This window comes from Petroclostridium xylanilyticum, assembly GCF_002252565.1.
Taxonomy (GTDB): domain Bacteria; phylum Bacillota; class Clostridia; order SK-Y3; family SK-Y3; genus Petroclostridium; species Petroclostridium xylanilyticum.
The window spans coordinates 140,603-153,467 of the sequence record NZ_NPML01000013.1 but is presented as its reverse complement, the minus strand read 5'-3'; the positions used below and the strand labels follow the sequence as shown (position 1 = coordinate 153,467).

8 protein-coding genes are annotated in these 12,865 nt (G+C 39.0%); all 8 read left to right on the top strand.

The genetic code is table 11. From position 1 onward, the window contains the following. Positions 1-3: 3 nt before the first annotated feature. The 8 genes from CIB29_RS08420 (at position 4) to CIB29_RS08385 (ending at position 12,729) form a co-directional block, all read left to right on the top strand. Entirely contained in the window at positions 4-933 is a 930-nt protein-coding gene (locus tag CIB29_RS08420) for a lantibiotic ABC transporter (RefSeq protein WP_094548684.1), read from the top strand. A 344-nt stretch (positions 934-1,277) separates the two neighbouring features. Continuing rightward, positions 1,278-2,771: a TIGR02677 family protein gene (locus CIB29_RS08415; protein ID WP_094548682.1), complete on the top strand. Its 1,494-nt coding sequence runs from the start codon at positions 1,278-1,280 to the stop codon at positions 2,769-2,771. 4 nt (positions 2,772-2,775) lie between these two features. Beyond that, positions 2,776-3,912, top strand: a complete 1,137-nt coding sequence (locus CIB29_RS08410; protein WP_094548680.1) for a TIGR02678 family protein — start codon at positions 2,776-2,778, stop codon at positions 3,910-3,912. Positions 3,913-3,941: 29 nt separating this feature from the next. Continuing rightward, positions 3,942-8,030: a TIGR02680 family protein gene (locus CIB29_RS08405; protein ID WP_157910252.1), complete on the top strand. Its 4,089-nt coding sequence runs from the start codon at positions 3,942-3,944 to the stop codon at positions 8,028-8,030. Between the two features lie 220 nt (positions 8,031-8,250). Further along, positions 8,251-9,558 carry a TIGR02679 family protein gene (locus CIB29_RS08400; protein ID WP_094548676.1) on the top strand — a complete coding sequence of 436 codons (1,308 nt, stop codon included), beginning with the start codon at positions 8,251-8,253 and terminating at the stop codon, positions 9,556-9,558. A gap of 86 nt (positions 9,559-9,644) precedes the next feature. Beyond that, a complete protein-coding gene (locus CIB29_RS08395; protein WP_094548674.1) occupies positions 9,645-9,914 on the top strand; it encodes an ACT domain-containing protein in 270 nt (89 codons plus the stop codon). Positions 9,915-9,926: 12 nt separating this feature from the next. Next, positions 9,927-11,285, top strand: coding sequence for a PFL family protein (locus tag CIB29_RS08390; protein WP_094548672.1), 1,359 nt, complete (start codon positions 9,927-9,929; stop codon positions 11,283-11,285). 277 nt (positions 11,286-11,562) lie between these two features. Beyond that, complete coding sequence (locus CIB29_RS08385) at positions 11,563-12,729, top strand: DUF3810 domain-containing protein (RefSeq protein ID WP_242965121.1); 1,167 nt, start codon at positions 11,563-11,565, stop codon at positions 12,727-12,729. Positions 12,730-12,865: the final 136 nt, after the last annotated feature.

The window sequence follows — 12,865 nt, the reverse complement described above, 5'->3', positions numbered from 1 at the left end:
CACATGGCAGTATCCCTGGTACACGAAGCCTTAATGTATGCCGTATATTTCGCCCCCAGGGGTAAAAAAAGGCTTTTAAATTTAGGACATCAGCTTGCACAACGGCATTTAAGCCCTTTGGACAAATTGATTGGTTTTATCGGAGATGCAGGAGCAGGGAAGTCACTGCTTATTAAGGGGATGTTTCCCGGTCTTGAGCTTACCAACGATGATGAAGGTGTTAATGTACGTCCATTGCCCCTCTTAAAAAACATTGATAAAGGTTTTTTTTACAGTCACACTTACCACCTGGATGTAAGGTTCGAGTCAGCCTTTATACAGATGTATGAACTGGTGGATGCAGTGAAAAATGCGATTGATCAGGATAAAAGGGTTATCATTGAGCACTTTGACCTTATATATCCCTTTTTGGGATTAAATGCAGAGATCCTTATTGGGATAGGAGAAGAAGTAATTGTAACAAGGCCTAATATATTTGGGCCTCTCCCGCAGGATATTGCAAATGTTGTATTTAAATCTATTAAATACAGGAAAATGGCACATACTGCTGAAGATCTAACCTGCAAGGTGCTGGAACAAGAATTTGGGTTCAAGCATCCTCAGGTTCATAGCGACGTAAAGCACGGATTTGTACTGGAATTCCCCCATAAACCTGATATTGATATCGCTGAAATAGAAAGAAGAGTAAAAGAGTATATAGACAACGAAGTAGACATATGTTACCTGGATGATAATCACATCCGTATAGGAAATGGTGAAGAGTACCACTGTACCGGTCCCAGGATTCATGTGAGAAATGCAGGAGAAATTGAAAATTTCAGGCTGATCAAAGAATATAAATATGACCCAATTTCAAAGGTATATGCGCTTGTTGGTCTGGTAGGAGACGAACGGGCAGCTGATATAAATGATTTGAACAAATTGACCATATAGAAACTTAATATCCCAAGTGTTTTTGTCGTTTAAACAATAAAAGAAGGCCATGGGTATTACCCATGAAAATATGCTTGATTGCTCGGGGCTTCGACATGGGGACGGTTCCTCGGTCGCATGAAAAGCACATTCGACAGACGAACCGTCCCCAAGTCGCATCCCTTCTTCCTGCTAAAACGGACTTTTTTAGTGGTTTCGGTTTTACTCCCCACTGTCCACTCCCCACTATTTTCATATAAATTTTACTGTAAAGTGATAATGTTCCGTTGAATATTATTTTGACAAAATGGTATAATCTATGACAAGAAATAGGATGAACATCTGAAAGGTATGAAGGGGATCGCATGGAAATAAATACTAAGCTTACAAAGCCTATTACAGAAACAAAATATCTTGCTGCTGAAAATTCATGGCGGTATCGACCGATCTTGAGATTCTTCTATCTTCAATATGAGAAAATCAAGTACTGGATGTACAAGGAAGAGGTCTATGAGGAATTAAAAAAGCATGAAATATTTAAAGAATATACCATAGACCAGTGCAAACAGGATCTGGATGTGTTGGTGGAATGGGGAAACCTGATTCCGGTGCAGGATACATCTAAAGCGGCTACAGTGGAAGAGTTTAAAAACAAGCAATTCCGTTATCAGCTTTCGGAATACTCGGTAGAAATCGAAAGAATGACCATTAAGCTTGAAAATTTGTTTGTAGAAGGTGCTTCCCTGGAACCCACATTATTTGAGCGAATTAAAGATGAGATTATGAAATTGAACAGCATGGTGAATGCAGATGTAAAAATAGTGGGAGCTTGGTGGAGGGATTTAAACACCGATTTTAAGAGGTTGAACCAAAACTACCAGGATTATATTAGAAGTTTTCATAGTCTAAAAGCAGAAGAATTAATGAAAACCAGGGAATTTATCGCTTACAAGGATGCTATTATTGAATATCTCAGAGAATTTGTGAAGGAACTTCAAAAAACATCCTATACCATTGAAGAAATGCTTAAAAATTTGCAGGATGATACAGTAAAAAAGGTTTTGTCCAAAGTTTTGGAATACGAAAAATCCATTCCAAGAATCGATATGGAAATACCACAGGATGACCTATATGAAAATATTCAGGGCAGATGGATAAACTTTCGCAACTGGTTTTTAGGGACAGGCACCAGTGAAAGCGAAGTGGTTAAACTGTTTGAGATAACCAATGAAATTATTAGAAAAATTACACGTTTTGCTTCTCAAATTGTAGAAAGCAGGAATAGTGCTGCCAATAGAAAAGAAGAGTATAAAAAATTGTGTGAAATGTTCCTGGCTTGCAAAGATATGGACGAAGCCCATAAACTATCTTCCCTTGCCTTCGGTATATTCAACACACGTCATATTAAGGGAGATATTACCAGGCAGACGGATAGTATTAATAGCGGAGTGTTTGATGAAGAGCCGTTTGTCATTGAAGTAAAACCAAGGGTGAGAAATTACAGGGAAAAAAGCAGCCGTAATCCCATTGTAGATAAAACCGAAAGGAAGCAAAAACTTTTAGAACAGTATATTTGGACAAGAGAAAAAGAGCAAGAGGTTATGGCCAGCTATATTGATCAGTCTCATATAGAGTTCTCAAAGCTTCCCAAAATACAATCACATGTAAGAACCACCCTGCTAAAATGGGTTGGAAAAGCAATTGCTTCGCCTTATCATACAGCAAAAACCGAAGATGGGAGAATTTTTAAGCTTATCTTGCCTAAAAAAGGTGAAAGATGTATATTGCAGTGCGAAGACGGCAATTTAGAGATGCCTGCATATATTATTGAATTCGGTAAAGTAGGTGGGGAAGGGTGAGTTTATGAAAGAATTGGAACAACTCCTTGAACGGTTTTGGATTGTAAAAGAAGAGGATAAAGAATTGTATTATGCAGTAAAAGACGCTTCGCCGAAGTTTAAAAGTTTTCTGGAAGATAAGTTGGGCTATCAGCTTATTATAACGCCTTATCTCATTAAGCTGGAGAAACTTCCGGGAAAGGCGGAACCTTGGATGGGAATTACAGGATTTGATGATCCGATGGAATATGCATTTCTATGTCTTTTATTGATGTTTCTTGAAGATAAAGGTCCGGAAGAGCAATTTGTACTTTCACAGGTAACAGAATTTATTGAAGCTACCTTTCCGGGAGAAGAAAAAGTAGATTGGACCCTTTATAAACATAGAAGACATCTGGTAAAAGTGCTGCGTTTTGCAGCAGAAATAAATTTGATTAAGCTGGATGACGGGGATGAACAAAGCTTTTCAAATACCCTGGAAACTGAAGTACTTTATGAAAACACCGGGTTATCAAGGTATTTTGTGCGGAACTTTACAGGAAATATATTAAACTATACTTCGTGGAGGGATATGGAACAGGGAGAATGGCTGGACGTAGATAGGGATAGGGGAAGAGTCAGAAGGAACCGGGTATACAGGAGGCTTTTCATGTCCCCTGCCGTATACTCCGAAGGTGTGGAAGACCAGGATTATCTGTACATAAAGACTTATAGAAACATACTGCAAAAAGATGTGGAGGATATTTTGGACAGCCAGCTTCATATTCACAAAAATGGAGCGTTTATCGTGCTGGATGAAAGCAAGCATTTTTTTAAGGATGTATTTCCCGATAGTAAGAATATATCTGATATTGTCTTACAGTTAAATAGCATCATTGTAGAGCTGCTATCAAAAGGCGAACTAACAAAAAATGAAAATGACACCATTACGCTGTCAACGGCGAGGTTTGAGAGTTTGATAGAGCTATGCCGTGAACGGTACATCAGTGGTTGGAGCAAGGAATACAGGGAAATGAAATTGTCCAAATTGTGCGAAGAGGTAACAGCCTATATGAAAAGTTTCAACATGCTGGAAGTACAGGACAGTCAAAAAGAGATAACGTTAATGCCTTTGGTGGGAAAGATGATTGGAAAATATCCGGATAATTTTAATGGAGAATAAATAATTCTATAATTGGGAGGGTAAATATATTGAATGACCGATGGCTTATTAATAGAATAGGTTTGATCAACTTTTGGTATTACGATGAAGAAGAATTTCACTTTTGTGATGGCAGGCTGTTGCTCAGGGGAGCGAACGGTTCCGGAAAGTCAGTTACCATGCAAAGTTTTATTCCGTTGTTGCTGGATGGCAATAAGAGCCCGGAACGGCTGGACCCTTTTGGTTCCAGGGCGCGTAAGCTGGAGAATTATTTGTTGGGAGAAGATGACCTGGGAGAAGATGAAAGGACCGGTTATCTGTATATGGAGCTTGTCAAACAGAAAACAGGCATCTATCTGACCATTGGCATGGGGTTGCGTGCCAAAAGGGGTAAAAGTATGGATTTTTGGGGATTTGCCATTACCGATGGAAGAAGAATTGGAAAAAACTTTTTCCTGTATAAGGATGTTGGAGAAAAAGTACCTTTAAGTAAAACAGAACTGAAAAATAGGATTGGTGAGGGTGGAGAATTCCATGAAAGCCAGGCCGATTATATGGGAATGGTCAACAAGCTGTTATTTGGTTTTGAAAACATTGAGGATTATGATGAATTAATCAAGCTGCTGGTGCACTTAAGGACGCCCAAGTTATCCAAGGATTTTAAGCCCACGGTTATCTATGACATCATGAACAACTCTCTCCAGCCTTTATCCGATGAAGATTTACGTCCCATGTCAGAAGCAATCGAAAATATGGATAATATTAAAAGTCAATTGGAAGTTTTAAAGGAAAGTAAAAAAGCAGCCGACCGGTTGAAAAATGAATACGATAAATATAACCGTTTTGTACTTTTGGAAAAGGCTAAAAATCTGCTGGAAGCGAGGCAGCAGTTGGACAAAACAAGACAGGAAGTACAGCAGTTGGAAAAAGCCGGGGAAGAATACCGCCGTGCATATGAGCAGGCCGACAGTAATTTGGAACAGTTAAGGACTACCCAAAAAGTCCTAGAGCATAAAAAGAGAGAGCTTGAGCAGCACGACAGCTTCAGGGCAAAGCAGGAACTGGATAAAAGGGAACAATTGCTGCAACAATTGCAGCAGCAGGAAAAGGAAAAACAAAATAATCTTGAAGGCAAGAAAAAGAGACAGATTCAACTGCAAAATAATTTGAACGGTATTGAAAGTGAGCGGGAACAGCTGCAGCAGGATATCATGCAGCTGCTGGAGGAAATGGATTCCCTTGCCGATGATTTTTATTTCCATGAACATGCTTTTGCACGGGATGAAATGTGTAAGGATTTATCCAGGCAATATAACTTTTCTTATTTGAATAACGAGATTAAACGTTACCGCGAAAAAATTTCAAAAGGAAAAAAGGCATTGGAGGAGGAAAAAAGGCAGACGCAGGAGTATGATAAGGCGCTGCAGGAATTAGACCATGCAAAAAATGAAAGGGACAACGCCGTCAAGGAATTGGACAAAGCCGGGACTTTATTTGAAGAAGCAAAAGAAGAGTTTATAGAACAGGTATATCAATGGAATAGGAGCAATACACAATTGAAACTATCTGAGCCCTCAGTAATTGGTGTAGCCAGGCTGGTGAGGGGATACGGGCAAAATACAGGCTACGACGATATTCTGAGTGAAGTACGCAAAGAATATCATTTCCTTGAAAGTAATGTAAGGGCTGAGAAGATTAAGCTGGAATCGCTAAAAACCGGATATGAAGAAGAATTAAAAAGCAAACAGGTAGAATTGGCAGAGTGGAAAAGTAAGAAAGATCCTGAACCGGCAAGGGAAAGTAAAGTGGTACTAAACAGAGAGAAGATGATACAGCAAGGAATTCCTTTTTTGCCCCTGTACAAAGCCGTGGATTTTCAGCCGGGGCTTTCTGAAGAATTAAAAGGCAGGCTGGAAGAAGCTTTAATGGATATGGGTCTCCTGGACGCCCTTATTGTTCCTAAAAAGTATCAAAAACAGGTGCTGCAAGTGGATGAGGGAATGGCGGACAGGTATATTTTCCCTGAACCGCAGTATTTCAGGCATGAATTATCTTCCCTTTTAAAACCGGAGCAATTGATAGAGGGTGAATTAACCTATGAAGATATTGATAATGTCTTAAAGAGTATTATGCTGGACCAGCAGGAAGCATTAACCTATATTAGTGAAAAAGGTGAGTATGGTATTGGGGTGTTGAAAGGAAAGGTAAGTGCTGCCACTTGTGCCAGATTTATCGGGTCTCAGGCTCGTAAAAGCTACCGGGAGGAAATTATAAGAAAGATTGAGATTGAGATTGAAGAGATTAAAGCCAGAATTTGTGGACAAGAAGAAAAGATTAAAGAACTGGAAAATAAATTGGAAGCGCTGCAAACAGAATTTAAAAGATTTCCGGACAAGAAGGACCTGGAAACAGCTTTTGGATTTGTATATGCAGCAAGGTTAAAACTGGAAAGCACGCAAAAGGAAGTAGAAGCAAAAGAGAGATACGCAGAAAAAAGCTACAGCCTTTTAAAACAAATCCGTGAGCATGTCAGGGAAATAACGTTCAGAATGGAAATTCCCCTGAACGTTGAGGCTTACGAGCAGGCTCAGGAAGATGCCGATGCATATAAAGATATGCTGAGGGATCTGGAAACCAGACATACCAAACTGCTCCAGTTGGTGAGGCAGATACAAACTATCCAGGAACAGGTTGAAGATATTTTACAGGACATTGACAACCTGTTATATGATTTAACTAGGATTGGCAGAGATATCACTGAAAATGTTAAGATAATTGATAATTACAGGGAACTGCTAAAACAGACAAATTACGAAGAAATTAGAAAAGAGATAGAAGAATGTATCGAGGGCCTGAAAACTATTCCCCAGAGAATTGAAAAAGAAATCAATAATGCAGCAATATACAGGGAAAAATACGGGACAACGTCGGAAAGACTAAACAGGCTGAAAGAAGAAGTTTTAATTGTTGAAAAAATATATGATGTCCACCGGGAAGGATTTAAACAAGAGTATCACCTGGGATATGTTGCAAAGCCAGAATTGGAAAACGATATGGATAATGTCGCAAGAAAAATATATAATGAGCTTAAAGGTGAAGAAAAAGAGGGCAGGTCCAGGGAAGATTATGCAACTGCCTTACAGGAGAAATATCACGAGACCCGTCAGTATATGACTGAATATAACCTTATTACTGAATATATATTTGATGAACTGCCCCAGGAAGAGGACGAAAGAATAAGAAAGATCTTTAATGCACAAAAAAGACTGGAGCTTACTGCAAAAATTCAGGGAAGAGAGGTAAACTTTTATACATTAATCGAATTTCTTGAAGATTCCATTGAAGAAAATGAGAGATTATTTAAAGAAAGTGACCGCCAGTTGTTTGAAGATATATTAGCCCATACCATTAGTAAGAAGATAAGGGCAAAAATCTATCATGCTGAACAGTGGGTAAAAAAGATGAACGATCTGATGGAGTCTATGAATACCTCCAGTGGCTTGTCTTTTAGTTTGATGTGGAAAAGCAGGGTTGCAGAAACTGAAGAACAGCTGGATACCAAGGAATTGGTGGATATTTTGAAGTCTGATGCAAACCTGCTGAGGGAAGAAGATTTTAACAAGCTGTCATCCCATTTCCGTTCTAAAATTGCCCAGGCCAAAAAAGAGCTGGAGGATACCGGGACCACTCAGACCTTCCATGCGATTATGAAGGATATACTGGATTACAGAAAGTGGTTTGAGTTCCGCTTGTTCTTCCGAAAGACCGGCGAAAATAAGAAAGAACTTACCAATAACGCTTTTGATAAATTTAGTGGTGGCGAGAAAGCAATGGCAATGTATGTACCCTTGTTTTCTTCTGTGTATGCCCGGTATGAAGGGGCACGGAAAGATTGTCCAAGAATCATTTCCCTCGATGAAGCTTTTGCCGGGGTAGATGAAAATAATATCAGAGATATGTTTAGGCTATTGGAGGAGTTGAAGCTCAACTTTATAATAAACTCCCAGATTTTATGGGGAGATTACGATACGGTCCCTTCTCTATCCATCTGTGAGCTGGTACGGCCTAATAATGCAGATTTTGTGACAGTTATCCGGTACCGATGGAATGGAAAGGTAAGGGAACTGGTAACAAATTGAGAATTGAATACAAATCAAGCACATTTTTATTAGTATTTGTGGTAATACAACAATTTTTAGTTTTAAAGTTGGTTAATTATATAGATAACACACTTTAAAATTAGAAATAAATCAAGGAAGTTATCTATGAAATTCGCGCAGTTTGCAATCATGGAAATATTGAATTTTAAACTGCGCTCATTATAAGAATCGGACAGTGCATATTAATGGAGTGTTTTGGATGAATGAGACTGATTTGCTTAGACAATGCGTGCTTTATTTTAAAAATAACAGGGGATTTAAAAGAGTTTTTGAAAAAATGAAAGAAAAGTATAAATCACTGGGAGCAATAGGCGGGACAATTGTATTAACCGGTTTATCCGTGCAGGAACAGGAAGCCTTAACCGGCTTCCTTAAAAAGGATTATACAAAACAAAAATCGGCGAGCATAAAAGTGGAAAACTTTGAAAAGGCATTGGACAAAACCCGATTTGCCGGATTGAACCTGGAAGATATACTAAAAGAATACTTTCATGAGGAGCTTGTTTCGAATAAAGAAAAGGCCAATATCTATAAGCAGCGCCGGGAGGATTTCTTTAAAAAAATAATAGATGCGTTTGAAGGTACACTTGCCGGGGACTGGGTACGGCATGTCCTTCAAACCAGGGAAAATGCTTATATAACCTTCATAAAAAGGTATGATATGGATGAGAATAGATTAAAGGAGGATATCCATATTGTTTGTATAGCTCTAAACAACCTGCCCTGTCTAACTGACCAGAAAAAACGCCTCGCAATGTTTGCTTCTGAAATTAGTAAAAATCCTCATATATTTGATGAAGGAACCGAATGTGGTCAATTACTTCAGTATGCAATCATGTACCGCTTTAATGCAGTCAAACCTCAAAATGCAGAAGAAAAAGCAGAATTGTTTTATAAAGCGGGAATACTTGTGGACGAAATCTCAAACTATACTGTTTGCTGCGGATTAAAAGGATATATAGGCGGACAAATCCATCCGGGGTGGGAAGGATACTATACGATTGGAGAACCTATGCAGGTATCACTGGCCAATCTAAGCAAGCTTGATGCTATCACCAGTCCAATAGGAAAAGTATTTGTCTTTGAAAACCCTGCTGTTTTTTCAACGGTATTAGACCAACTCTCCTGTATGTACCCTCCATTAATATGTACCTATGGACAGGTAAAACTTGCTTCTCTTGTATTATTGGATATGCTGGCAAAACAAGGGACGACCATCTATTATTCAGGCGACTTTGATCCGGAAGGGCTATTAATAGCGGATAAGCTAAAAAAAAGATATGGAAGTCAATTAATATTATGGCGCTATCATCCGAAAGATTATGAAGCCGTCCGTTCTAATAAAAAGATTAGCGCATGCAGTATAAAAAAACTGGAAAATATACAGGATGAACAGTTAAGACAATTGGGCCAATGCTTGAAAGAACAGGGGGATGCGGGGTATCAGGAGGCATTAATTGATGTGCTGATTGAGGATATATACATTATTTTAGAAAAACAGAAATGAAAAGTTTTTTATGAAAATACTATATAGCAGTTATAAAAAATGTATGATATAATACAAAGATATGAAAAAATTTAAGGAGGTCTATTATGAGAGCGGTAATTACTGTAATAGGAAAAGACAAGGTAGGAATTATTGCAGCGGTTAGCGGCATATTGGCAAACTGTAATGTAAATATACTGGATATCTCGCAGACCATCATGCAGGATATGTTTACAATGATTATGCTGGTGGATATATCTAAAGCATGTGTTGATTTTTCAAATTTATCAGAACAGTTGGAGAAAAAAGGACAGGAACTTGGACTTTCCATAAAAATACAACATGAAGATATCTTTAATTCTATGCACCGTATATAAAGGGGGATAAGAATGATCAGTCCATTTGAAGTCATAGAAACAATAAAAATGATACAGGAGGAAAACCTCGATATCAGGACCATTACCATGGGTATATCCCTTAGGGACTGCTGCCATTCGGACGGGAGGATTGCCCGGGAAAAGATTTACAATAAGATTACACGGCTTGCTGCAAACCTTGTAAAAGTTGGACAGGATATTGAAAAGGAATATGGCATTCCTATCATCAACAAAAGGATTTCTGTTACTCCTATTTCCCTAATAGCAGAAAGCTGTGATGAAGAAGACTATGTAAAATTTGCAGAAACTCTAGATAAAGCAGCTGATATAGTAGGTGTTAATTTTATTGGCGGATTTTCTGCGCTGGTGCATAAAGGGTATACCGTAGGAGACCGAAAACTAATTAGGTCTATCCCCTTGGCGCTGAGTACAACTAAAAAAGTATGTTCTTCTGTAAATGTCGCAACCACCAAAGCCGGCATTAACATGGATGCAGTCAGGGAAATGGGGGAGGTTATTAAGCAGACTGCAGAGCTTACCGCTGATGATGGAGGACTTGGGTGCGCCAAGTTGGTTGTATTTGCAAATGTCCCGGAAGACAACCCATTTATGGCGGGAGCCTTCCACGGTGTAGGTGAACCGGAGTGCGTAATCAATGTTGGCGTCAGCGGTCCCGGAGCAGTAAAGAGTGCACTGGAGAAGGTAAGAGGCGCTGATTTTGGTACGGTGGCTGAGACAGTTAAGAAAACAGCCTTTAAGATTACAAGAATGGGCCAGCTGGTAGCTCGAGAAGCTTCAAAGAGATTGGGAGTATCTTTTGGCATAGTGGACCTATCCCTTGCCCCTACTCCCGCAATAGGAGACAGTGTAGCTCACATCCTGGAAGAAATGGGCCTTGAAAAGTGTGGTGCCCATGGTACCACTGCTGCACTGGCGCTTCTGAATGATGCGGTAAAAAAAGGAGGCATCATGGCGTCTTCTTATGTAGGGGGGTTAAGCGGTGCATTTATTCCGGTGAGTGAAGATGCAGGTATGATAGATGCGGTAGCAAAAGGTGCTTTATCTATTGAAAAGCTTGAAGCCATGACCTGTGTATGTTCGGTAGGATTGGATATGATTGTAGTACCAGGGAATACAAGCGCAGCAACTATATCCGCTATTATTGCCGATGAAGCGGCTATAGGAGTGGTAAACAACAAGACAACGGCGGTAAGAATTATTCCTGCTCCGGGGAAAGACATCGGGGATGTAGTTGAATTTGGAGGATTGCTAGGTTCCGGCCCGGTAATGAGGGTAAACGAATACAGCAGTGAAGAATTTATAAAAAGAGGCGGAAGAATTCCAGCGCCTATACACAGTTTGAGGAATTAACATGAAAATAGTGGGGAGTGGACAGTTGGAGCAAAACAAAAACCACTAAAAAAAGTCCGGTTTAGCAGTTTCATCATTATTTGTGACCTGTAGAGGCCGGTCGTGGCGGTCAATATGATGACAGCTTCAAATTGTGAGTTTTAGAAATTCCATAAGACCAGCACGGGTGAGGAGCATCATGTATGGAATGTTGCAGTCGGAAAATCACTATGGATGGTGATTTTAGGCTTATCCCGGCACGGATTCCGGCATAAACCGACGGCAAAACATAGAATACATGATGTTAATCATCCAGATAAAACATATGGATGAAAGTTGGAATAATCGTATGAAAACTGTCAATCAGTTTAAAAAACTAATGTACGTTATATTTTTGCCTGTTGGGCTATTATTATTTTTTCTCTCGTCATCTGCACCTGCTTTGACCGAGAAAGTGTATTCCAATGGTATTTTTAAAATAATTGGGCAGGTTCTAAGCCTTATTACCGCTCTTTTACCATTTTCTCTTGCCGAGTTCACAATTATATTTCTTGTACTTTTTATCCTATGGAATTTAATCCGGATAATCATAAGAATGTTAAAAGAAAAATCAAGAAAGTGGCATATTGTCTTAAATTTTTTTATAAATATACTTGCATTTGCAAGTATAATTTATTTTGGCTTTGTTATTCTTTGGGGATTAAATTATAACCGTTTGCCGTTTTCCAGTATTGCCAATCTTGATGTGCGCCCGACTTCTGTTAAGGAACTGGCTGAAGTATGTGAAAATATTATAGGACGTGCAAATGAATTACGCAGTAAAGTTAGTGAAAATAAAGAGGGTGTGATGTATCTTCCTAATGGTATTGGGGATGCATTAAAACGTGCTTATAAAGGTTATGAGAATGCGGCAAAATTATACCCGGAACTAGGTGGCAGATATGGACGACCAAAGGGTGTCATCTTTTCAAAAGCTATGTGTTACACAGGGATAGAAGGAGTATACTTTCCATTTACTGCGGAGGCGAACGTAAATATAGCGATACCGGATTCATCGATACCCAGTACAACAACACATGAGATGGCTCATCAACGTGGATTTGCCAGAGAAGATGAAGCAAATTATATCGCCTACCTTACGTGTAGCATGCATCCGGATGTTGATTTTCAATACTCCGGAACTCTTCTGGCATTAATTCATACCATGAATACATTGTATGATTATGACCGTGAGCAATATAACCGGTTGCGTACAAAGTATAGTAAAGGTGTCATACGAGATTTATCCGCAATCAGAGAGTTTTGGAAGCAGTATGAGGGACCGGTTGAAAATGTATCTTCCTCCATAAATGACGCATACCTTAAAGCAAATTTGCAAAGGGACGGCATATACAGTTATGGCAGAATGGTTGACTTATTAATTGCCGAATATAGAACAAAAGTTTCAAGACCACAAATCCAATAGGGTGCATTTAATATTTTTGAAGCATATTATTCCAATAACAGGAGTTCCAAGGCTAAGAGCCTGTAAACTTGCGTCTAAGGTCATTTGTTTTTTTATTAATTTTTCCGTATATTTAGACATATTATGGTATAATAAA